This window comes from Burkholderia sp. Tr-20390 (assembly GCF_017104595.1).
GTDB lineage: Bacteria > Pseudomonadota > Gammaproteobacteria > Burkholderiales > Burkholderiaceae > Burkholderia.
The window spans coordinates 19,707-41,016 of sequence record NZ_JAAGPC010000074.1; the positions used below are offsets into that span (position 1 = coordinate 19,707).

Annotated in this window: 18 protein-coding genes and 2 pseudogenes; 16 read left to right on the plus strand and 4 right to left on the minus strand. The window is 67.8% G+C overall.

The features are described from left to right. Nucleotides 1–157 precede the first annotated feature (157 nt). The 4 genes from G3N98_RS20835 to G3N98_RS20850 all read left to right on the plus strand — a co-directional run bounded on the left by G3N98_RS20835 (nucleotide 158) and on the right by G3N98_RS20850 (nucleotide 4,188). Nucleotides 158–907 carry an SDR family NAD(P)-dependent oxidoreductase gene (locus G3N98_RS20835; protein WP_206149101.1) on the plus strand — a complete coding sequence of 250 codons (750 nt, stop codon included), beginning with the start codon at nucleotides 158–160 and terminating at the stop codon, nucleotides 905–907. Between the two features lie 74 nt (nucleotides 908–981). Further along, entirely contained in the window at nucleotides 982–2,307 is a 1,326-nt protein-coding gene (locus G3N98_RS20840) for an MFS transporter (RefSeq protein WP_206149102.1), read from the plus strand. A gap of 40 nt (nucleotides 2,308–2,347) precedes the next feature. Beyond that, nucleotides 2,348–3,193 carry a transketolase gene (locus G3N98_RS20845; RefSeq protein ID WP_206149103.1) on the plus strand — a complete coding sequence of 282 codons (846 nt, stop codon included), beginning with the start codon at nucleotides 2,348–2,350 and terminating at the stop codon, nucleotides 3,191–3,193. Further along, nucleotides 3,190–4,188: a transketolase family protein gene (locus tag G3N98_RS20850; protein ID WP_175238070.1), complete on the plus strand. Its 999-nt coding sequence runs from the start codon at nucleotides 3,190–3,192 to the stop codon at nucleotides 4,186–4,188. The genes G3N98_RS20845 and G3N98_RS20850 overlap by 4 nt, the downstream gene beginning before the upstream one ends. A gap of 280 nt (nucleotides 4,189–4,468) precedes the next feature. On the opposite strand, the gene G3N98_RS20855 is transcribed toward G3N98_RS20850, so the two are convergent. Genes G3N98_RS20855 through acnA form a run of 3 tightly spaced genes read right to left on the minus strand, consistent with a single transcriptional unit; the run spans nucleotide 4,469 to nucleotide 8,804 of the window. Continuing rightward, nucleotides 4,469–5,203, minus strand: a complete 735-nt coding sequence (locus tag G3N98_RS20855) for an ABC transporter substrate-binding protein (protein WP_206149104.1) — start codon at nucleotides 5,201–5,203, stop codon at nucleotides 4,469–4,471. A gap of 44 nt (nucleotides 5,204–5,247) precedes the next feature. Continuing rightward, the gene (locus tag G3N98_RS20860; protein ID WP_089429264.1) at nucleotides 5,248–6,141 is read right to left on the minus strand and encodes a GntR family transcriptional regulator; all 894 of its coding nucleotides are present in this window, start codon (nucleotides 6,139–6,141) and stop codon (nucleotides 5,248–5,250) included. Between the two features lie 38 nt (nucleotides 6,142–6,179). Continuing rightward, nucleotides 6,180–8,804 (minus strand): aconitate hydratase AcnA, encoded by a 2,625-nt coding sequence (acnA, locus tag G3N98_RS20865; RefSeq protein ID WP_206149105.1) that lies wholly within the window; start codon nucleotides 8,802–8,804, stop codon nucleotides 6,180–6,182. 238 nt (nucleotides 8,805–9,042) lie between these two features. On the opposite strand from acnA, the gene G3N98_RS20870 reads away from it, so the two are divergent. From G3N98_RS20870 to G3N98_RS20890, 5 genes are all read left to right on the plus strand, one after another. After that, complete coding sequence (locus G3N98_RS20870) at nucleotides 9,043–10,104, plus strand: lactonase family protein (RefSeq protein WP_089430075.1); 1,062 nt, start codon at nucleotides 9,043–9,045, stop codon at nucleotides 10,102–10,104. A 53-nt stretch (nucleotides 10,105–10,157) separates the two neighbouring features. After that, nucleotides 10,158–11,483, plus strand: a complete 1,326-nt coding sequence (locus G3N98_RS20875; protein ID WP_089476603.1) for an MFS transporter — start codon at nucleotides 10,158–10,160, stop codon at nucleotides 11,481–11,483. Between the two features lie 60 nt (nucleotides 11,484–11,543). After that, complete coding sequence (locus G3N98_RS20880) at nucleotides 11,544–12,770, plus strand: porin (RefSeq protein WP_206149106.1); 1,227 nt, start codon at nucleotides 11,544–11,546, stop codon at nucleotides 12,768–12,770. 576 nt (nucleotides 12,771–13,346) lie between these two features. Continuing rightward, nucleotides 13,347–14,552 (plus strand): zinc-dependent alcohol dehydrogenase, encoded by a 1,206-nt coding sequence (locus G3N98_RS20885; RefSeq protein ID WP_206149107.1) that lies wholly within the window; start codon nucleotides 13,347–13,349, stop codon nucleotides 14,550–14,552. A 29-nt stretch (nucleotides 14,553–14,581) separates the two neighbouring features. Then, nucleotides 14,582–14,905 carry a four-helix bundle copper-binding protein gene (locus G3N98_RS20890; protein WP_206149108.1) on the plus strand — a complete coding sequence of 108 codons (324 nt, stop codon included), beginning with the start codon at nucleotides 14,582–14,584 and terminating at the stop codon, nucleotides 14,903–14,905. 17 nt (nucleotides 14,906–14,922) lie between these two features. Here G3N98_RS20890 and G3N98_RS20895 read toward each other — a convergent pair whose 3' ends face one another. Beyond that, nucleotides 14,923–16,515 carry an ATP-binding protein gene (locus G3N98_RS20895; protein ID WP_206149109.1) on the minus strand — a complete coding sequence of 531 codons (1,593 nt, stop codon included), beginning with the start codon at nucleotides 16,513–16,515 and terminating at the stop codon, nucleotides 14,923–14,925. Between the two features lie 300 nt (nucleotides 16,516–16,815). Between G3N98_RS20895 and G3N98_RS20900 the strand changes: the two genes are divergently transcribed. The 7 genes and pseudogenes from G3N98_RS20900 to G3N98_RS20930 form a co-directional block, all read left to right on the plus strand. Beyond that, nucleotides 16,816–17,184 carry a chemotaxis protein gene (locus G3N98_RS20900; protein ID WP_089476608.1) on the plus strand — a complete coding sequence of 123 codons (369 nt, stop codon included), beginning with the start codon at nucleotides 16,816–16,818 and terminating at the stop codon, nucleotides 17,182–17,184. A gap of 187 nt (nucleotides 17,185–17,371) precedes the next feature. After that, complete coding sequence (locus G3N98_RS20905) at nucleotides 17,372–18,265, plus strand: BON domain-containing protein (RefSeq protein WP_206149110.1); 894 nt, start codon at nucleotides 17,372–17,374, stop codon at nucleotides 18,263–18,265. A 198-nt stretch (nucleotides 18,266–18,463) separates the two neighbouring features. After that, a pseudogene (locus G3N98_RS20910) lies at nucleotides 18,464–18,706 on the plus strand (response regulator); the annotation flags it as partial. Beyond that, entirely contained in the window at nucleotides 18,660–19,175 is a 516-nt protein-coding gene (locus G3N98_RS20915) for a hypothetical protein (protein WP_206149111.1), read from the plus strand. The pseudogene G3N98_RS20910 and the gene G3N98_RS20915, both read left to right, overlap by 47 nt. Nucleotides 19,176–19,330: 155 nt before the next feature. Beyond that, nucleotides 19,331–20,113 (plus strand): SDR family oxidoreductase, encoded by a 783-nt coding sequence (locus tag G3N98_RS20920; protein WP_206149112.1) that lies wholly within the window; start codon nucleotides 19,331–19,333, stop codon nucleotides 20,111–20,113. Beyond that, nucleotides 20,104–20,715, plus strand: coding sequence for an HAD-IIIA family hydrolase (locus G3N98_RS20925; RefSeq protein ID WP_089443821.1), 612 nt, complete (start codon nucleotides 20,104–20,106; stop codon nucleotides 20,713–20,715). Before G3N98_RS20920 ends, G3N98_RS20925 begins: the two co-directional genes overlap by 10 nt. Continuing rightward, nucleotides 20,712–21,310 (plus strand): annotated as a pseudogene (locus G3N98_RS20930) (glycosyl transferase); the annotation flags it as partial. The gene G3N98_RS20925 and the pseudogene G3N98_RS20930, both read left to right, overlap by 4 nt.

Below are 21,310 nucleotides of genomic sequence, written 5' to 3' on the forward strand. Positions count from 1 at the left end.
GGGCCGTTCGGCCGCGCCCCCCGGGGATATTGCGCTGCAGCACCGGCCGCGCGCCGTCATCTGAATTTTTCTCAGCCATGGCTGAGCGTTTCCGCGTTGATGCGGGTGTCAGGGGAGCCGACACTCCATGCACACATCAACACTCAGGAGACGACCGATGTTGCTCGACCAGAAGACCATCATCGTGACCGGCGCCGCGTCGCCGCGCGGTATCGGCAAGGCCACCGCCCGGGCACTGGCCGCCCACGGCGCACGCGTGGCGATCCTCGACCTTCGTCGGGAAGACGCAGAGGCGGCAGCCGCCGAACTCGGGCGCGACCATCTCGGCCTGGCCTGCGACGTGACCGACCGCGACGCATGCGTGGCCGCAGCCCGTGCGACGCTGGAACGCTATGGCCGCATCGACGGCCTCGTCAACAACGCCGGCATCACGCAACCCGTGCGCACGCTGGATATCTCGGCGCGCGACTTCGATGCGATCGTCGACGTGAACCTGCGCGGCACGCTGTACATGTCGCAAGCCGTTCTGCCGGCGATGAAGGAGCAGCGCGGCGGCAGCATCGTGTGCATGTCGTCGGTGTCCGCGCAGCGCGGCGGCGGCATCTTCGGCGGGCCGCACTACAGCGCCGCGAAGGCCGGGGTGCTTGGGCTCGCGAAGGCGATGGCGCGTGAATTCGGCGGTGACCACATCCGCATCAATTCGATCACGCCGGGCCTGATCCAGACCGACATCACCGGCGACAAGCTGACGCCCGACATGCGCGCGGACATCATCAAGGGCATTCCGCTCGGCCGCCTCGGCGAAGCCGACGATGTCGCCCATGCATGCCTGTTCCTGCTGAGTGACCTGTCGAGCTATCTGACGGGTATCACGCTCGACGTCAACGGCGGGATGCTGATCCACTGAAAACGGCGCCGCGATACGTGCGGCGCCGCCCATCATGCACCCGGGACAACCCGGGGCCGTGGCAGGAGACAAACATGAGAGCAAAGTACCCCGCACCGCCGGTTCACGGCGAGATGCTGCAACAGGGCGATGTACAGACGTTCGAAGCGGCGACCTATGCGAAGGTCGCGCGCCGGCTGATCCCGTTCCTGATGTTGTGCTACCTCGGTGCCTATCTCGACCGGGTCAACGTCGGATTCGCGAAACTGCAGATGCTCAACGAGCTGCGGTTCAGCGAGACCGTGTACGGAATGGGCGCAGGCATCTTTTTCCTCGGCTACTTTCTGTTCGAAGTGCCGAGCAACCTGATCCTGCATCGGGTCGGGGCGCGCCGCTGGCTCGCGCGCATCATGCTGACGTGGGCCGTGATATCCGCGAGCTTCGTGTTCGTGAAGTCGCCTACCGCGTTCTACGCGCTGCGGTTTCTGCTCGGTGTCGCCGAAGCGGGCTTCGCGCCGGGCGTGATCCTGTATCTCACGTACTGGTTCCCGTCGGCGCGTCGCGCGAAGGCGCTGTCGCTGTTCTTCATGGCGATTCCGCTCGCCGGGATCATCGGCGGGCCGCTGTCGGGCGCGATCATGCATTCGCTGCACGGCGCGATGTCGATGGCCGGCTGGAAGTGGCTGTTCCTGCTCGAGGCGCTGCCTTCGTTCGTGCTGGGCTTCGCGATCCTGCTGTATCTCGATGACGGCATCGCCGGCGCGAAATGGCTGACCGATGCCGAAAAAGCCTTGCTCGCGCGCAACGTCTCGGCCGATGCCGCGCACACGACCGCTCACCTGTCGATTCGCGCGTTCGTTGCCGATCGCCGGCTCTGGCTGATGGCCGCGATCTATTTCTGCGTCGTGCTCGGGCAGTACGGCCTGACGTTCTGGCTGCCCACGATCATTCGCAAGGCCGGTGTCGCCGAGCCGCTGTGGGTCGGGCTGTTCACCGCGATTCCGTATGCGTGCGCGATCGTCGCGTTGCCGCTGATCGGCATGAGCGCCGACCGCCGCCGCGAGCGCCGTTTCCATCTCGCGGTGCCGATGCTGGTCGCGGCGGCGGGTTTCGCGACGTTGCCGATGCTGGGCAGCGTCGGCGCATCGATCGTGTGCCTGAGCATCGCGTCGGCCGGCATTCTCGCGTCGTCGTCGCAGTTCTGGTCGCTGCCGACGGCGCTGCTCGGCGGGATGTCGGCCGCCGCGGGCATCGCCGCGGTCAACTGCTTCGCGAACCTCGCGGGATTCTTCTCGCCGGCGATCGTCGGCTGGCTGAACGACCTGACCGGCAGGTCCACCGCCGGGCTGCTCTTCATCTCCGTTGCGATCACGTTCGGCGCGCTGCTGGTGTTCCTCGTGCCGCGATCCGTGAACCGCTGATTCGACCTGCATACCTTCTGATCCAATACTGGAGTAATCAATGGATACCGAAACGATCCATGAAGCGGTCACGCTCGCCGAGCGCGCGTACCGCATCCGCAGGAACGCCGTGCTGATGGGCGAAGTCCAGGGGCAGGGCTATGTCGGCCAGGCGCTCGACATCGCCGACGTGCTGGCCGTCGCGTACTTCGGCGCGATGCGCTATCGCCCGGACGACCCCGAGTGGGAAGGGCGCGACCGCTTCCTGTTGTCGAACGGGCACTATGCGATCGCGCTGTACGCCGCGTTGTTCGAAGCCGGCATCCTGCCGGCCGACGAACTCGAAACCTACGGCAGCGACGATAGCCGTTTGCCGATGTCCGGGATGGCGAGCTACACGCCGGGGATGGAGATGTCCGGCGGCTCGCTCGGGCACGGGCTGACGATTGCGGTCGGTCGTTGCCTCGGTCTGAAGCGCAAAGGCTCGGACGCATTCGTCTATACCCTGTTCTCGGACGGCGAACTGGACGAAGGAGCGATCTGGGAAGGGCTGATGTCGGCCGCGCACTGGAAGCTCGACAACCTGATCGCGATCGTCGACGTGAACAACCAGCAGGCCGATGGCCCGTCGACGCAGATCATGGCGTTCGAACCGCTGGTCGACAAGCTCGAGGCCTTCGGCTGGTACACGCAACGCGTGGACGGCAACGACATCGATGCGGTGAAGCGCGCGTTCGACCATGCACGCGAACATGACGCACCGCAGCCGCGCATCATCGTCTGCGACACGAAGATGGGGCGCGGCGTGCCGTTCCTCGAAGCACGCGAGAAAAGCCATTTCATTCGCGTCGATGCGCACGAGTGGAAGCTCGCGCTCGACGCACTCGAAGCAGGGAGACACGCATGAGCACCGTCGACAACAAGCCGCGCCTGAAGACTTCCGCGATGATCGCGTCCATCGCCGCGGAAGGGCAGGCGACCCGCTCCGCACCGTTCGGCCATGCGCTGGCCGAACTCGCACGCACGAACGCCAACGTGATCGGCATGACGGCCGATCTCGGCAAGTACACCGACCTGCACATCTTCGCGAAGGCATTTCCCGAGCGTTACTACCAGATGGGGATGGCCGAGCAGCTGCTGATGGGGGCGGCCGCCGGATTCGCGCACGAAGGGGCGCAGCCGTTCGTCACGACCTACGCGGTGTTCGCGACGCGCCGCGCGTACGACTTCATCCATCAAGCGATCGCCGAGGACAATCTCGACGTGAAGCTGATCTGCGCACTGCCGGGGCTTACGACCGGCTACGGACCGAGCCACCAGGCGGCCGAGGATCTGGCGTTGATGCGCGCGATGCCGAACATGACCGTGATCGATCCGTGCGACGCGCTGGACATCGAACAGATGGTGCCGGCCATCGCCGCGCACAAGGGGCCGGTGTACGCACGCCTGCTGCGCGGCAACGTGCCGGCCGTGCTCGACGAATACGATTACCGTTTCGAGCTCGGCAAGGCGAAGCTGCTGCGCGACGGCAACGACGTGCTGCTGATCTCGTCCGGGATCATGACGATGCGTTCGCTCGAGGTCGCGAAGGCGCTCGAGGCCGATCGCGTCGATGTCGCGGTGCTGCACGTACCGACGATCAAGCCGCTCGATACGGCGACGATCGTCCGCGAGGCGGCGCGCAAAGGGCGCATGGTGATCGTCGCCGAAAATCATACGGTGATCGGCGGGCTCGGCGAAGCGGTCGCGACCGCGCTGCTGGCGGCCGGCGTTGTCGTGCCGTTCCGGCAGATCGGGTTGCCCGATGCGTATCTCGCCGCGGGTGCGCTGCCGACGCTGCACGATCGTTACGGGATCTCGGCCGGCGCGATGCGGGCGAATATCCGGTCGTGGGCGGGATGACGGATTGAAGCCAGGGTATGCCGGGAGAACGTTACATAGTGCGACGGCCGTATTGTGACCGCTTCCTGGCGCTACCGGCTGCTTGCTACAGCCTCCCCAGCAAGCAAACGGTTTGCTGGGGAGCATTGCCAAGGTCGAATATTGACGACCTGAATGGGTTAGCGGTAACGGCCTTTTTCTGGTCCGCGGTGGCTCTGCACCCCGTTAAAGCGACGCGCCGCTGCACACGACGGTTGCTGCCTGAGGATCTCGCTTGCATCCGCGCTCAACAGGAAGCCCGTCAGCGCAGGGGTGCGACCGAAGCCCCTGTGATTCGGTGTCGACGGAGCGAATCCGCGACGAAGCCCGACACCTTCATCTCCTCGACGAACTGGCAGAGAAGCGCAGCGACCGCTTCGCCGCGGCTCTTCGGCACGCCCATCGCCTGGCGGATCACCATGAAGCGCTCGTCGAGCAGGCGCAGGCCGGGCGTCTTCGCCGCATCGGCTTCGAGCTGCTGCTTCACGCCGGCCGCGACTTCGAGCTGCTGTTCGACGAACGTCGGCACGACGGCCGGCGATGTCGGCGCGCGCACGATCTGCGCGGCCTTCAGTTCGCGCGTGAGGAACAGGTCATATGCGCTGCCCTTGCCAACCGCCACCCGGTTGTGCGGCTGGTCGACATCCGCGTTGCCGCGAATCGGCGAATCGTCGCGCACGAGATAGAAGCCTTCGATCAGCACGTACGGTTCGGTGAACGCGACCGTCTCGCCGCGCAGCGGATCGACCGCGAAGAAGCCGAAATCGGCGCGCTCTTCGGTCAGCGCCTGCACGGACTTGCCGGCGGCGTCGAACACGACGAGCTCCAGCTCGGCAGACAGCCGCTCAGCGAACGCGCGTGCGAGGTCGAGCGACACGCCGAACGGCTCGCCCGTGGCCGGGTCGCGGTTCGCAAGGATCGGGTTGCCGAGATTGATCGACGCTCGCAGCTTGCCGGTCGGGGTGAACGCGGAGAGGACGGAAGGGTCGACGGTCATGAAAGGGCTCGTTTGGGAATCGGATGCGCCGCTCGCACGGGCGCTCAAGGTTTGAGAATGGCGCTGATGCGCGACAGCGCATCGAGCGTATGCAACAGGTGTTGACGCAGTTCTTCCGATGCCTCTTCATTGCGCTCGCGCTCGAGCAGCTCGAGCACGTGAAGATGCTGCTTCGCATGTTCGACGTAGCGCTCGCGATCCTGCATCGAGCGGTACGACAGCAGGCGGCGCACGCGATTCACGCGCCGGATCGTGTCGATGAAGAAACTGTTGCCCGATGCTTCGACGAGTGATTCGTGGAACCGCACGCCGCGATCGTGCAGTTGATCGGCGGTATCGGTCTCGATGCCGCCGGCGAGCAGGTGTTTCTCGACTTCGCGGCACCGTTCCAGCACCTTCGGTTCGAGCCGGTAGCCGGGTTCGAGCAGTGCGGCCGGTTCGAGCGCAAGGCGCAGCCGGTACGATTTCAACAGGCTGTCGGGCGTCGTGAGCATCGGCGAGAACTGCCAGCCGTAGCCCGGCTTGCGCTCGGCCCAGCCTTCTTGCGCGATACGCCCGAGCACGGCCGTGAGCTGCGCGTTCGTCAGCCCGTAGCGGGTGCGGATCAGCTGCTCGGAAAATTCGTCGGGCAGCTCGCCCTTCAGGCGATCGTCCGCGATCCGGAAATACACGCTCGTGATCACGTCGGCTTCGCCGAGACCGAGTTCGTCGACGACGTCCGACAGCGGCTCGATCACGGGCTTCGCGACGAAGAAGCCGCGATTGCGCTCGCGCGTCAGGATGCCTTTCTCGTGCAGCAGCGCGAGCGCCTCGTTGACGGGTGAACGGGATACGCGCAGGCGGTCGGCCAGCATCTGCGCGGGCAGGTGCGCGCCGACGGCGAGTCCTTCCGTCTTGATCAATTCGACAATCTGGGTCGCGATGGAGCGGTCGATCATGTGAGTGAGCATTCGGGGCGCCGCGGGCGGCTTCGGTCTCAAGCCTCCTGCGTCGTCAAGTTCTTCTGCAATATCAGCGGAATGACGCCGCCTGAGCGCAGCAGCTCGCATTCGAGACGGGTCTCGACCGCGGCCGTCGCGTCGACGGGCTCGACGCGACCGTCGGCGCGCACGATGCGCACGGGCACCGTGCAGCGCGGCGACAGCGCATCGGCCGGCGCGTCGACCTCGAGCTTATCACCTGGCCGGAGGTCCAGCGTGTCCGGGTGGATGCCCGCCGCGAAGCGCAGCGGCAGGATGCCCATCCCGATCAGGTTCGAGCGGTGGATGCGCTCGAAGCTTGCCGCCAGCACCGCGCGGATGCCGAGTAGCCGCTGGCCTTTCGCGGCCCAGTCGCGCGACGATCCGGTGCCGTAGCGCTCGCCGGCGACGAGCACGACCGGATTGCCTTCCTCCCGGTAGCGCGCGGCTGCCTCGAAGATCGGCAACACGTCGCCGCTCGGCACGTGCAGCGTATGCGCGACCGGCATGCCGTCGCGCAGCCGGTTGACGAGGGTCCGGTTGTAGAACGCGGCCCGCATCATCACTTCCCAGTTGCCGCGCCGCGATGCGAACACGTTCAGGTCATCGCGATCGTCGCCGCGCGACACGAGGAAATCCGCGACGAAGCTGTCCTTCGGGATCGCGCTGGCGGGCGAGATGTGATCGGTCGTCACGTCGTCGCCGAGCACCAGCAGCGGATACGCGCTGTACGTGCCGAGCTGGCTGCGCTGCGACGCCGACGCGAACGGCGGCCGGCGCAGCGCGGTCGAGGCCAGATCCCACGGGAACTGCGCGCTGTCGGGCGCGTCGAGGTCGTGCCAGGCCGGGTTCGCACTGGCGTGCGCGAATGCACGCGGGTAGTCGTGCGGATCGGCGGCGGCCGCCGTCAGTTCGGCGATGGCTTCGCGTGTCGGCCACAGGTCGTGCAGGTACACGGGCCGGCCGTCGGCCGTGTGCTGGAGCGGGTCGCGACTCACGTCGATTTCGGCGTCGCCAGCCAGCGCGAACGCGATCACGAGCGGCGGCGACATGATGAAGCCGAGGTCGAGATCCGGGTGGATGCGCCCCGGGAAATTGCGGTTGCCTGACAGCATCGCGACCGGCCGGATCGACGCGTCGGCGAGCGCCGCGCGGATCGGCTCGGTCAACGGCCCGGAGTTGCCGATGCAGGTCGTGCAGCCGTACCCGACGATATCGAAACCGACCGCCGACAGGTCGTCGACGAGCCCGGCCCGTTCGAGGTAGGCGGCCGCCGCGGGCGAACCGGGGCCGAGCGACGTCTTGACCCATGCCGGCACCTTCAGCCCGAGCGCACGCGCGTTGCGCGCGACGAGGCCGGCTGCGATCAGCAGCGCAGGATCGGACGTGTTCGTGCAGCTCGTGATCGCGGCGATCGCGACCGGATGCTTCGGCATCGACGGATGCGGATGCGCGGGATGGAACGCGAGCGGTGCGAGCGCGGCGGCCGTCTGCGAATGATCGAGCAGGTCCTGCGGGCGGCGCGGCCCGGCGACGTGCATGCCGATCGACGCGAGGTCGAGGTCGATCGTGCGCGTGTAGCGCGGCTCGGCATCCGGATCGAACCACAGGCCGGCTTGTCGCGTGAACGCTTCGACGAGCCGGATCGCCGATTCGGATCGGTGGGTCGCGCACAGGTAGTCGAGCGTGTTGCCGTCGACCGGGAAGAAGCCGGTCGTCGCGCCATACTCGGGCGCCATGTTCGCGACGACCGCGCGCTCGCCGGCACCGAGCGTCGCGACGCCCGGGCCGAAGAACTCGACGAACTCACCCGATACGCCGATTGCACGCAGCCGCTGCGTGACGGTCAGCGCGAGATCGGTCGCCAGCACGCCCGCGCGCAACGCGCCGGTCAGCCGTACGCCGATCACGTCGGGAATGCGCTGCATCACGGGCATCCCGAACATCACCGTCTGCGCCTCCAGGCCGCCTACGCCCCAGCCGAGCACGCCGATGCCGTTGATCATCGGCGTGTGGCTGTCGGTGCCGATCAGCGTGTCGGGCACGGCCCAGCGCTCGCCGTCGCGCTCGAGCGTCGTGACCACCGTCGCCAGTTGCTCGAGGTTGATCGTATGCATGATCCCCGTGCCCGGCGGATGGATGCGCACGCCCGTCAGCGACTTCGATGCCCAGCGCAGGAACCGGTAGCGCTCCGCGTTGCGGCGCAGCTCGCGCTGCAAGTTCAGCGGCGCGGCGTCCGGCCGCGCGAAATATTCGACGGCCAGCGAGTGGTCGACCGACGAATCGACCGGGAGCACCGGGTTCAGCGACGCCGGATCCGCGCCGGCTTCGGCGAGCGCGTCGCGCATCCCGGCGATATCGACGAGCGCCGGCGTGCTGGTGGTGTCGTGCATCAGCACGCGGTTCGGCTGGAACGCGATCTCGGCCTCGCTGGTCGCGCGGCGTGTCCATTCGACGATGGCGTCGACCGCCTGCTGCCGCTCGTCGCCATCGGTATTGCGGATCACGTTTTCGAGCAGCAGACGCAGCACGACGGGCAGTTCGCGCAACGTGGCGCCGAACCGGCCGGGAAGGTCGACGAAGCGAAACGTCGCGCCATCGACTGTCAACCGGGCTTCCGAGGGGGAGTTGGTGTTTTCCATGACTGTATTTTTGCACTTTAACAAGTAAAAATGCAATCTAGTGCTAACCCGACATACAACAATTCAGGAGACGACCGTGACGAAAACAGGCAACGACCCGGACGAAAACCGTCCGGATCCGATGCGTCGCCGCGTGATGGGGCACACGGCGGCGCTCGGCGCGCTCGCGCTCCTCGGCGCGGCCGCCGGGCCGGTTTCTGCAGACGAATCACACAAGGCTTTGAAAGGAAAAACACCCATGTTTGCTTATGTCGGATCGCGCACCACGCGCGAACGAAACGCCCGCGGCGACGGGATCAGCGTCTATCGCGTCGATACCGGAACGGGGGCGCTCGAGCGCGTGCAGCTCGTCAAGGATCTGGTGAATCCGTCGTTCCTTGCGTTGAGCGCGAATGGCGAACACCTGTACACGGTCCACGGCGACCTGAGCGACATCAGCGCATTCAAGGTCGACAAGACGACCGGCCAGCTCACGTTCCTGAACCGCCAGAGCACGCAGGGCAAGAACCCCGTGCATCTCGCGATCGACCCGACCGGCCGCTACGTGGTCGTGTCGAACCACATCGGCGCGAGCCTGGCGGTGCTGCCGATCGCGGTCGACGGGACGCTGCAGGAGGTCGCGCAGCTCGTTCCGCTCGAAGGCCCGATCGGCCCGCATCGCATCGAGCAGAAGCAGGCGAAGCCGCACTTCAACCCGTTCGACCCGACCGGGCAATTCGTGATCGTGCCGGACAAGGGGCTCGACCGCGTGTTCTCGTTCCGGTTCAAGGACGGGCGGCTCGCGCCGGCCGATCCGGCGTTCGTCGTCACGCGCGAGACGGCCGGCCCGCGTCACGTCGCGTTTCATCCGAACGGCGCGCTCGCGTATGTCGTCAACGAACTCGACTCGACCGTCACGACCTATCGGTACACGTCGTCGAACGGTGCGCTGACGCCCGTGCAGATCGTGTCGTCGCTGCCGGACACGTACACCGGCAACAGCCGCGCGTCGGAGATCGAGGTCGATCCGGCCGGGCGCTTCGTCTACGCATCGAACCGCGGCGACGACAGCATCGCCGTGTTCCGCATCGACCCGGCCAGCGGCCATCTCGCGTTCGTCGCGGCCGAACCGGCCGGCGGCCGCACGCCGCGCTTCATGACCGGCACGCCGGACGGCCGCTTCATGTACGCGCTGAACGAAGACAGCGACAGCATCGTCGCGTTCGCGATCGATGCCGCGACGGGCCGCCTCAAGCCGACCGGCTTCTCGGTCGCGTCGGGCAGCCCCGTGTGCATGGTGTTCTCCGGACACCGCGCGTAATCCTTCCCGCCCCATCAGGAGACAGCCGGCGGCAGGTCCGCCGGTGCACATTCATGAATCAAGCAACCCCTATCGACGAACGCGCGCTGGTGCGCAAGATCGCGTGGCGCATCATCCCGTTCGTGTTCGTCCTCTACATCATTTCGTATCTCGACCGCGCGAACATCGGCTATGCCGCGTTGCAGATGAACAAGGAGCTCGCGCTGTCGAGCGAGGCGTTCGGCTTCGCGTCGGGCATCTTCTTCATCGGGTATTTCCTGTTCGAAGTGCCCAGCAACGTGATGCTCAACAAGTTCGGCGCACGCGTATGGATCGCGCGGATCCTGGTGACGTGGGGCGTCGTGTCGGTGATCTCCGCATTCGTGCAGGACGCGACGCAGCTCTACGTGCTGCGGTTCCTGCTCGGCGTGGCGGAAGCAGGCTTCTTCCCCGGGATCATCGTGTACCTGACCTACTGGTTCCGTGCGAAGGAACTCGCGACGACCGTCGCGCTGTTTACGGCCGCGATCCCGGTGTCGTACATCATCGGCGCGCCGCTTTCGACGTGGATCATGGATCACGTCCACTGGTTCCAGTGGAGTGGCTGGCGCTGGATGCTCGTGCTCGAAGGCGCGCCCGCGCTGGTCGGCGGGATCCTGTGCTTCCTGTACCTGACGGACCGCCCGGGCGACGCGAAGTGGCTCACGCCCGCGGAGCGCGCGTGGCTGCTGAACGAACTCGACAACGACCGCAAGGCGCGGCCGCGTGCGCAGCATCTCGGTTCGCTGAAGACGATGACGAACCCGAAGGTGTTGTACCTGTCGTTCATCTACTTCGTGTATCAGTGCGGCAGCCTCGGCGTCGGGTACTGGATGCCGCAGATCATCAAGGGCTTCTCGTCGAGGCTCTCGCATACCGAGATCGGGCTCATCGCGACGGTTCCCTACGTGGTTGCGACGATCGCGATGGTCATGTGGTCGCGTCGTTCGGACCGGCGCAGCGAACGACGCCTGCATTCGGCGATTCCGCTGGCGGTGGCCGCCGCGGCGCTGCTCGGCGCGGGCCTGTCGACGAACCCGTACGTGTCGATCGCGATGATCAGCCTGAGCCTCGCGGGCCTGTACGCGTTCAAGTCGCCGTTCTGGGCGCTGCCGACGCTGTTTCTCAGCCGCTCGACCGCGGCCGTGTCGATCGCGGTGATCAACTCGATCGGCAACCTCGGCGGCTTCGTCGGGCCGTTCATGATCGGCTTCGTCAAGGGAGCGGGGCAGAGCGCGACCCCTGGACTGCTGTTTCTCGCGGCGCTGCTCGTCGTGTCGTTCCTGATGACGTTCTTCATTCGCGTTCACGAACAGCCGGCCGCCGACACGCCGTCGAACGTGGTGAACCAGACCCATTGACACGATGAAGCTCAATCCGGCGGCGAGCCGGAACATATAACCGAAGGAGGAGATCGATTGATGAAGAAGCTTTCATTTTGCTTGGTTGTACTGAATTCAGTGCCGGCGATCGCGCTGGCGCAAAGCAGCGTGACGTTGTACGGGATCATCGACAGCGGCATCAATTACACCAGCAATGTGCAAACGGCGCGAACGGCGGCCGGCCCGGTCGGTGGTCATCAGATCGCGATGATCGAAGGCGGATCGGCCGGCCTGCAGGGGAGCCGCTGGGGGCTCAAGGGCAGCGAGGATCTCGGCGGCGGTCTCAAGGCACTGTTCGCGCTGGAGAGCGGTTTCTACAGCAATAGCGGCGTGCTGAACCAGGGCGGTGCGATGTTCGGGCGGCAGGCGTATGTCGGCCTGGGCCATCCGGTCGGCACGGTCACGCTCGGGCGCCAGTACGATCCTGTCGTTGACTTTTACGGGCCGTTCCTCGCCGCGCCGCAGTGGGGCGGCTACATGACCTCGCATCCGGGCGACCTCGACAACGCGTTGAACACGCGACGCATCAACAATTCGATCAAGTTCCGCAGTGCCAGCTACCGCGGGCTGACGGTCGAAGCATTGATGAATCTCGGCGGCACCGCCGGGTCGTTCTCGACCAACTGGATCTGGGGCGCCGGCGCGTCGTACGCGGCGGGGCCGTTTTCGATCGGCGCGGGCTACCTGAACGTCCGCAACCCCAACACGTCGTTCTTCGGCGCGAATCCGAATGCCGGCCCGGCGACAAGCAACAACCTCGGCAGCGCCGGCAACGCGAGTGCGCCGGAGAACAACCCCGTGTTCGCCGGCTATGCGTCGGCGAACCGGCTCGAAATCGCCGGCGTCGGAGCGGGCGTGACGCTGGCCGCCCTCAGCGTCAATCTCGCGTATTCGAATACGCGCTTCGAGGGGCTGGGCTCCGCGTCGGGGCCGAATGCGCTGCGTTACGCGGGCACCGCGGCGTTCAACAACGTCGAGATCAACGCGAAATACCAGTTTACGCCGTCGTTGCAAGCCGGCGTCGCCTACGACTACACGAGAAACGGCGGTGCCGGCGGCAAGGGCGGCGCGAATTACAACCTGTTCAGCGCGGGTGTCGATTATTTCCTGTCGAAGCGTACCGACGTTTATACGGTTGCCGTGTTCGAGAAGGCGAGCGGGACGGACTCGCTCGGGCAGCCCGCGGTTGCGCAGATCACCGGATTGACACCGTCCGCGACTGACAAGCAGGTTTCGCTTCGGGTCGGGGTGCGGCATAAGTTCTGAGCGAGCAGTGGCGGGCGCCGGGTGTGCTGGGCGGAGCGGCTCAATGAGCGTCCGCGAATAGCCCTTTACTTCGATACACCGGCTGAGCGATTTCATCAAGCTGTTGCATCGACGGGTTGAATCCACCGTCATCATCGTCTTCGCGTGGCACGACCTGACGCGCGTCGATACCTGACGACCATTGCGGGGGCGTTCGCGTTGCTCGCCGCCCAGCGGCACGGCGATCATGTCCTTCTCGATGACCTGTCCCAGCCGGATCCCGGCATTGAATTCGCGCGCGACGACGTCGAATGTTTCGTCCGTGACGGTCATGTCGATGGTCGCGTCGGGATAACGCTCCGCAAAGCTTGCCAGCCACGGGCCCGACAGGAAGGGCTCGGCAATCGACGTGGCCGAGAGCCCAAGATGGCTGCGCGGCGCGGCGCGTCCGTCGTGCCTCAACGACGCCCTTGGCGCCGTGACGGACGAATGCTCTCCGCACCGCGGAGAGCATTCAGGCCAGGCCCGTCAGGGCTCATTCCTTGCTCGATTGTTTTCTCGGTAGTTCCGAGAACGTTCGAACAAGGAGGGCCTGACATGAAAGCAGTCGTATTTCACGGTATCGGCGACATTCGCATCGACACGGTGCCCGATCCCGAAGTCACCGACGCGACCGACGCGGTCGTGCGCCTGACGGCCAGCGCGATTTGCGGCACCGACCTGCACATGGTGCGCGGCACCCTCGGCGGGATGAAGCCGGGCACGATCCTCGGCCACGAGGGCGTCGGCATCGTCGAGACGGTCGGGCGCGACGTGCGCAACCTGCGGCGCGGCGACCGTGTGCTGATTCCGTCGACGATCGCATGCGGCAGTTGCGCGTACTGCCGCGCGGGCTACACCGCGCAATGCGACGTCGCGAACCCGGGCGGCCCGCGTGCGGGTACCGCGTTCTTCGGCGGTCCGGCCGCGAGCGGCGCGTTCAACGGGCTGCAGGCCGAGTACGCGCGCACGCCGCTTGCGCATGCGAGCCTGATTCGGCTGCCGGATGCGATCGACGACGATCGCGCGATCCTGATGTCGGACATTTTTCCCACCGGCTATTTCGGCGCGCAGCTCGCGGAAGTGCGCGCGGGCGACACGGTCGCCGTGTTCGGCGCGGGGCCGGTCGGCCAGTTCGCGATCGCGAGCGTGAAGCTGATGGGCGCCGGGCGCGTGATCGCGATCGACCGCGTGGCGTTGCGCCTCGAGATGGCGTGCGCGCAAGGCGCGGAGATCGTCGATTTCGCGGAGGACGACCCGGTCGAGACGGTGCTGCGGCTGACGGGCGGAATCGGCGTCGATCGCGTGATCGACGCGGTGGGCGTCGACGCGATGCGCGCGACGCACGGGCCGGCCGCGGCCGATCGCGACGCGGCGCATGCATTCGATGCGGAAGTCGAGGCGATCGCGCCGCACCGCAAGCCGGACGGCCGCAACTGGGTGCCGGGCGACGGGCCGTCGCAGGTGCTGCAATGGGCGGTGCGCGCGGTCGCGAAAGCCGGCACGGTGGCGGTGATCGGCGTGTATCCGCCGGCGTCGCGCGTGTTCCCGGTCGGCGATGCGATGAACCGCAACCTGACGATCAAGATGGGCAACTGCAATCATCGAACGGTGACGCCGCCGCTCGTCGAGCTGGTGCGCAGCGGCGCATTCGACCCGCTGTCGGTGCTCACGCGTTGCGAGCCGCTGACGAATGCGATCGATGCCTATCGCGCGTTCGACACGCGCGAGCCGGGCTGGATGAAGGTGAAGCTGACGCCGTGACGATGCGAACCGAAACCGGGAGGACTGCGATGAACGATCCCTACGACAACTGCATGGCCGCTTGCGACGCGTGCGCCCACGCCTGCGATGCCTGTACGGCCGCGTGCCTCGCCGAACGCCACGCGCAGGCGCTGGCCGACTGCATCGCGCTCGACATCGAATGCGCGCAGCTGTGCCGCTTCGCGTCGGGCGCGATGGCGCGCCGCAGCGTGCTCACGCCCAGCGTCTGCGCGTTGTGCGCGCAGGCATGCGACTTGTGTGCGGCCGAATGCCAGCGGCATGCACACGATCATTGCCGCCGCTGCGCGCTCGCGTGTGAAGCATGCGCGGCGATGTGTCGCGCGGTGGCTTGAGCACGTGAGCACGGCGGTCACGGTGTGCGGCGAACCCGGCGTGCGACGCGCTGCAGCAGCGCGTCGAGCACGGTGATTTCGACGGGCTTCACGAGGTGCTCGTCGAAGCCTGCGCGTGCGGTGCGCTCCAGGTCCGCCGCGCTGGCGTGTCCCGACAGCGCCACGCAGGTCGTGTCGCGCAGCGCGTCGATCGCGCGCAGTTCGTGCAGGAGCGTGAAGCCGTCGACGTCGGGCATCGTGAGGTCGAGGATCATCAGCTGCGGGGCGTAGTCGCGGGCGAGCGCCACGGCGTCGTGCGCGTTGTAGGCGACGCGCGGCGCGTGCCCCTTCACCTGCAGCAGCACGGCGAGCGTGTCGGCCGAATCGCGATTGTCGTCGACGATGACGATACGGAGCGGCGTCGTGTCCGTCTGCGCGGACTTGACCGGCCCGCGCACGTCGGCGCGGGTCGCGCGCGCCATGCGGTCGATCGGCAGCCGCACCGTAAACGTCGCACCGTGACCGGGCCCGGCACTTTCGGCCGAGATGCGCCCGCCGTGCAGTTCGACGAACGTCCGGCAGATCGCGAGACCGAGCCCGAAGCCGTCGGTCGGCCGCCGGCCCGCCCCGCTTTCCTGCTCGAACAGGTCGAAGATGGTTTCGAGCGCGTCGCGCGCGATGCCGACGCCACGATCGGTCACGCGGATCGCGACGACCGGCCCCTCGATCGTGGCGCCGACGTCGATGCGTCCGCCGAGCGGCGAGAACTTCGACGCATTGTCGAGCAGGTTGTGCAGCACCTGGACGAGCCGCGCATCGTCGCCGTGCAGCGGCACGGCATCGGCCGGCAGATCGACGTGGATGTGCTGCCCGCGCGCGGCCAGCTTCGGCTGGATGCTTTCGACGCCGCGGCACACGATGTCGCGCACGGTAATCGGCCGGTCGTTCAGCTCGAGCTTGCCGGCGGTGATGCGCCCGACGTCGAGCAGGTCGTCGACGAGCCGTGTCAGTTGCGTGACCTGACGATGCACGGCGTCGCGGCACTGCGCGAGCGCGGGGGCCGGGTTGGCCAGGCTCTGCAGCACGCCGACCGAGTGGCGCAACGGCGCGAGATGGTTGCGCAGCTCGTGCGCGAGCATCGCGATGAACACGCTGAGCCGGTGCGTCGACGCTTCGAGCTCCTCGAGCCGCTTGCGCTCGGTCATGTCGCGCGTGATCTTGATGAAGCCGCAGAGCTGGTGCGAGTGATCGTGCACGGGCGTGATCGTCACGTTCGCCCAGAACTGCGAGCCGTCCTTGCGCACGCGCCAGCCTTCGTCCTCGAAGTGGCCGTTGGCGGCCGCCTCGGCGAGCCCGAGCGACGGCCGGCCGGCCGCGATCGCGTCGGGCGGATAGAAGCGCGAGAAGTGGTGGCCGACGATCTCCGCGGCGCGATAGCCCTTGATGCGTGCGGCCCCCGCGTTCCAGGTCGCGACGTTGCCGTACGGGTCGAGCATGAACACCGCGTAGTCGGTGATCGACTCGACGACCGTCTGGAACCGGAACTCGGCGAAGCGGTGCAACAGGTCGCGCGCGTCGGATTGCCCGAGCGGCGGGGGAGGCGAGCGAGGATTGAGGTCGTCTTTCATCATCGGAGCGGCTTGTCGAAGGCGGGCGGGCAAGCGCCGCCCGGCCGCCGTCGGGCGGGCCGGCGGCGGCGGTACGGATCGGATTGGCACCCCGAAAGCTTAGGGGATTGGCACCCCCGAAAGCATAAGGGAACTCAATTTGGCTGATCAATGGGTGCGCATCGGTTGTGCCGATCGCCATTCCGGCCGCGCGCAATCGGTTCCGGTGCGCGGCGCGGCACGCCGATTGCATGCGCTTGCGATCCGCCAGCCGCGCCGCGTGGGCCGGCTGCACGCGGCCGCGAGCCTCGCAAGGAGAACCACATGAACAGCACGCTGAACCCCGACAACGAACCGTCCGGCCCGGACGACGACAATGCCAGCCGCGGCCGCGACGGCCGCGCACTGGGGCCGAGCGACTCGTCCGACAGTGGCAGCGACACGGCCGGCGCGCGCCGTCATCCGTTCGACGTCGATTCGCCGCTCGACGATCACGCGCTCGAACGCGGCGATGCGTCGCTCGACAGCGATACGGACCGTGCGGGCACCGGTGAGCGCGCGTCGGCGGACGGCGATTCGACGCTCGACGAGGGCATGGACATCAAGCCGGACCGCACCGAGCGGCTGAGCGAGCCCGGCCGCACGACGGAACCGGATGACGGGGACGAAGCGGGCGATGACGGCACGCCGTGACGCCCGGCACGCAAAAACTGCAATCGCATTGCAGATTCTCGCGTCCGGCAGCTGATCGACGTCGCGATGCGCGTCCGTCTTCCATCGGCCACCACGGCGGCACGCGACTTGCATTCGACCTGACCGACGCGCGCCGTGACCCGGCATGGGGCCGTGCACGGCGCAGGCGCGCTCAAGGAGGGACACGATGCAACGACGATATCCCGGACGGCACGGCGAACGCGGTGGCCCGCCCGACTGGCAGGAGCGCAACGAACGCGCGACCCGAGGCGCCGGCGAGCGCGGCATCCCGGACGATCCGGCGCGATGGCCGGAAGCGGGCGACGAGTCGGCGTACCGCCGCTTCGCGAGCGAGGACGTCGGTCCGGAAGACTGGGGCAGCGAATGGAGCGAACGCGCGGCGCGGCCGGTCGGCCAGCGGCGCGGCGGGGCCGAGGCGGGCTGGCAGCGCGATTTCCCGCGCCAGCCGGCGCGCGAACCCGATCCCGGCTACGGCGAGCGCGACTATCGCGCGCAGGGCCGTGACTGGCGGGAAAGCCAGTACAGGGAAGGCCCGTACCGCGGCGTTCCCCCGGCGTTTCGCGGGCATCACCGGATGGGCGAATACGACCGCGACCGCGCCTATGGCGATCCGCGCGACGTTCCGCGCTACCGCGGCGACGCCCCCGACTTGTCGCGGTTCGGCAGCGACGCCGAACGCGACGCGCTGCGCAATCGTCGCGGGCCGAAAGGCTATACGCGATCGGACGAGCGGATCCGCGAAGATGTGTGCGAGCGGCTCGCGCATGCACTCGACATCGACGTGAGCGACGTCACGGTGCAGGTGCAGGACGGCCGCGTCGAACTGGACGGCACGGTGCCGGCGCGATGGATGAAGCATGGCATCGAGGATCTGGCCGACGGCTGCATGGGCGTGCGCGACGTCGAGAATCGCGTGCGGGTTCGGCGTGATGAGGGCGAGCACGATTCGGGGATGGTGCTGCATCCCGACCAGCGGACCGTGACGCCGACGCAGCCCGCCGTGCTCGATCCCGAGCCGGGCACCGTCGGTCGCGACCGCGAGCGCAAACCGCATCACTGAGCGCTCGTGCATGAACCGGCGCGCCCCGAACCGCCTCCCGCACGCATGACGACGGGAACCGACGATACGCCGCCCGGGCGGTGCTCGTGATCGTCATCGTCATCGGCAAGTACGGCGGCGGCTTCGTCACGTTCGCGATCGATGCGGCCTGCACGGCGCGTGCTTACGCGCCGGCGGATGCGTGACCAGCGGCGCGTCATTCGCCAGATCGACGCCGCGCGCGATCGGGAAGGCTGCGCGCCGCTCGAGGGCGTGGCGCTGTCCGGCCACGCGCGCGAGCGCGACCGCACGCGCGCGGTCGAGGCCGGTTTCCACGCTTACCTGACCAAGCCCGCCGCAACGGCCGACCTGATCGCGACGTTGCGCGCACTCGCCTTTTCCTCTGGAGAAACCCATGTCGAACCCGCCACCCGAAGCGCTGACCGGCCGCCGCGCCGGTAGCGCATTTGTCGACCGCCAGACCGCGGTCGCCGCGGTCGAACTGCTGCTGCCGAGCCTGTCGGCCGCGCTGCAGAGCGACTTCGTCGGCGACAGCGGCTGCCTGCACATCGTGATCATGGATCCCGCGCTTGGGCCTCGCGACGCGGCGTTCGAGGACGCGATCCTGTACGAGTTCTCGTTGCCCGACCCGAAGGACTGGGACGCAGACTACCGTGCGTATGCGCGCGCGAAGGCGCGGCTGTCGTGGGAAACGGGCCGCGACGGCCACGTCGTGCAGGCGCTGGAGCCGTACCGGCTGCGCGCGGGCGATACGAACCTGTGGGGCGGGGTCGCGCTCGGCGGGATCGTGGTCGGCGTGTCGGGCGCGCAACCGTGGTTCGACGAGGCATTCGCGGGCTGCATCGCGCACTGCCTGCGTGCGCTCGCGAAGCGCCGCGCGCAGGCGACGCCGGACGCGCTGGCGATCTGAGCGCGGCCGGCCGGGGCGGTTTTTACAGCAGCTTATAAAAAAGCCAGCGATGGCGTGCCGGCGCGCGAGGCGGCACGGGTGCAGGCAAGCCGGCACGGTTCTCGCTGCATCTCCTGCATCGACGCTTGTCGCGACAAGCGTCACAGCCAGTCCGGATGCGTCCGGACGTTCGCAAGGAGGTGCAGGTGAACGACGTCAAACACGATTCGACCCAAGCGCCGCTCGCCGGCCGCGTCGTGCTGGTGACCGGTGGCGGCCGCGGCCTCGGCGAGGCCATCTGCGAAGACCTGGCGCGGCACGGTGCGCACGTGGTGGTCGCCGATCTCGACGGCGACCGCGCGGCCGCCGTCGCGCAGCGGCTCGAACGGCACGGCGGGCCGGCGGTCGGCCGGCCGCTCGACGTGCGCGACGAGGCGTCCGTGCTGCAGGTCGTGCACGACGCGCGGGAAGCGCTCGGCGATCTCGACGTGGTCGTCAACAACGCGGCGATCGACGTGATCGCGCCGATCGACGACGTGAGCGTCGACGCATGGCGGCAGGTGCTGATGACGAACCTGCTCGGCCCTTACCTGATGTGCCACGCCGCGGTACCGATGATGAAGGCGCGCGGCACCGGGCATATCGTCAACATCGCGTCGACCGCGTCGAAGCGCGCGTGGCCGAATGCGTCCGCCTATCACGCGACGAAGTGGGGGCTGCTCGGCCTGTCGCATGCGCTGCATGCCGAACTGCGGCCGGCCGGCGTGAGCGTGTCGGCGATCGTCGCGGGCGGGATGCGCACGCCGTTCCTGCTCGACCGCTTCCCGGACATCGACGCGGACACGCTGCAGCCGGCCGAGAACGTCGCGGCCGCCGTGCGTTTCGTGCTGATGCAGCCGCCCGGCACGGTGGTGCCGGAAGTGATGGTGCTGCCGATGAAGGAGACGTCATGGCCTTGAAGCGCGAAAGGGGGCTGCCCGGGGCCGTGCTGATCGACAAGGACGGCACGTTGCTCGACGACGTGCCCTACAACGTCGATCCGGCGCGCATGCGTCTCGCACCGGGCGCGGCGCGCGCGCTGCGCACGCTCGGCGCGACCGGCATGCCGATCGTGGTCGTCTCGAACCAGCCGGGTGTCGCGCTCGGCCGCTTTACCGAAAACGAGCTTGGCGCGGTCCGCCGGTGTCTCGCCGAACTGTTCGAAGCAAACGGCGCGACACTGGCGGATTTTTTTTACTGCCCGCATCACCCGCGCGGCAGCGTGCCGGCTTATACGATTGACTGCGTCTGCCGCAAGCCGCGCCCCGGCATGTTGCGTCGCGCGCTGGCCACGCTGGGCGTCGTCCCCGAATGGAGCTGGATGATCGGCGACATCCTCGACGACGTCGAGGCCGGGCGCGCCGCGCGTTGCCGCACGATCCTCGTCGACTGCGGGCACGAGACCGAATGGCGCACCGGCGCCGCGCGCACGCCGCACCACGTCGTCGATCGCGTCGACCGCGCGGCCGACATCGTCGCGCGCGAAGCCGTGCGGCGGCACGGCACCTGGGGCCGGCGATGAACGCCGCGTGGCGTCGCGCACGACGCATCCTGTGCGTGCGGCTCGACAGCGTCGGCGACGTGCTGATGACGACGCCCGCGTTGCGCGCGCTGCAGGAAAGCGGCGAGGGTCGCCGGCTCACGCTGCTGACGTCGCGCACGGGCGCCGCGCTGGCGACGCACCTGCCGATGGTCGACGACGTGTGGACCTACGATGCGCCGTGGGTCAAGCACCCCGACGTGCGCGGCAATCCGGTCGCCGATCTCGACATGATCGATCGGCTGCTGGCCGGCCGTTTCGATGCGGCCGTGGTCTTTACCGTCTACAGCCAGAATCCGCTGCCCGCCGCGATGATGTGCTGGCTGGCGGGCATTCCGCTGCGGCTCGCGCATTGCCGCGAGAACCCGTACGAACTGCTGACCGATCGCGTGCCGGAAAGCGAACCGGAGTCGCACGTGCGGCACGAGGTGGCGCGGCAGCTCGCGCTCGTGCGCGCGATCGGCGCCACGACGTCGAACTGGCGGATGGCGTTCGAGCCCGGCGACGCGGCGCGGCGTGCGGTCAGTGCGCGGTTGCGGGCCACGTTGCAGCGCATCGGCGGTCCGCGCCGGCCGGG

Excerpts from the sequence above, each read along its gene's own strand:
- G3N98_RS20835 (WP_206149101.1), top strand. The coding sequence starts at position 158 with ATGTTGCTCGACCAGAAGACCATCATCGTGACCGGCGCCGCGTCGCCG.
- G3N98_RS20840 (WP_206149102.1), top strand. The coding sequence starts at position 982 with ATGAGAGCAAAGTACCCCGCACCGCCGGTTCACGGCGAGATGCTGCAA.
- G3N98_RS20845 (WP_206149103.1), top strand. The coding sequence starts at position 2,348 with ATGGATACCGAAACGATCCATGAAGCGGTCACGCTCGCCGAGCGCGCG.
- G3N98_RS20850 (WP_175238070.1), top strand. The coding sequence starts at position 3,190 with ATGAGCACCGTCGACAACAAGCCGCGCCTGAAGACTTCCGCGATGATC.
- G3N98_RS20855 (WP_206149104.1), bottom strand. The coding sequence starts at position 5,203 with ATGACCGTCGACCCTTCCGTCCTCTCCGCGTTCACCCCGACCGGCAAG.
- G3N98_RS20860 (WP_089429264.1), bottom strand. The coding sequence starts at position 6,141 with ATGATCGACCGCTCCATCGCGACCCAGATTGTCGAATTGATCAAGACG.
- acnA (WP_206149105.1), bottom strand. The coding sequence starts at position 8,804 with ATGGAAAACACCAACTCCCCCTCGGAAGCCCGGTTGACAGTCGATGGC.
- G3N98_RS20870 (WP_089430075.1), top strand. The coding sequence starts at position 9,043 with ATGTTTGCTTATGTCGGATCGCGCACCACGCGCGAACGAAACGCCCGC.
- G3N98_RS20875 (WP_089476603.1), top strand. The coding sequence starts at position 10,158 with ATGAATCAAGCAACCCCTATCGACGAACGCGCGCTGGTGCGCAAGATC.
- G3N98_RS20880 (WP_206149106.1), top strand. The coding sequence starts at position 11,544 with ATGAAGAAGCTTTCATTTTGCTTGGTTGTACTGAATTCAGTGCCGGCG.
- G3N98_RS20885 (WP_206149107.1), top strand. The coding sequence starts at position 13,347 with ATGAAAGCAGTCGTATTTCACGGTATCGGCGACATTCGCATCGACACG.
- G3N98_RS20890 (WP_206149108.1), top strand. The coding sequence starts at position 14,582 with ATGAACGATCCCTACGACAACTGCATGGCCGCTTGCGACGCGTGCGCC.
- G3N98_RS20895 (WP_206149109.1), bottom strand. The coding sequence starts at position 16,515 with ATGATGAAAGACGACCTCAATCCTCGCTCGCCTCCCCCGCCGCTCGGG.
- G3N98_RS20900 (WP_089476608.1), top strand. The coding sequence starts at position 16,816 with ATGAACAGCACGCTGAACCCCGACAACGAACCGTCCGGCCCGGACGAC.
- G3N98_RS20905 (WP_206149110.1), top strand. The coding sequence starts at position 17,372 with ATGCAACGACGATATCCCGGACGGCACGGCGAACGCGGTGGCCCGCCC.
- G3N98_RS20915 (WP_206149111.1), top strand. The coding sequence starts at position 18,660 with ATGTCGAACCCGCCACCCGAAGCGCTGACCGGCCGCCGCGCCGGTAGC.
- G3N98_RS20920 (WP_206149112.1), top strand. The coding sequence starts at position 19,331 with ATGCGTCCGGACGTTCGCAAGGAGGTGCAGGTGAACGACGTCAAACAC.
- G3N98_RS20925 (WP_089443821.1), top strand. The coding sequence starts at position 20,104 with ATGGCCTTGAAGCGCGAAAGGGGGCTGCCCGGGGCCGTGCTGATCGAC.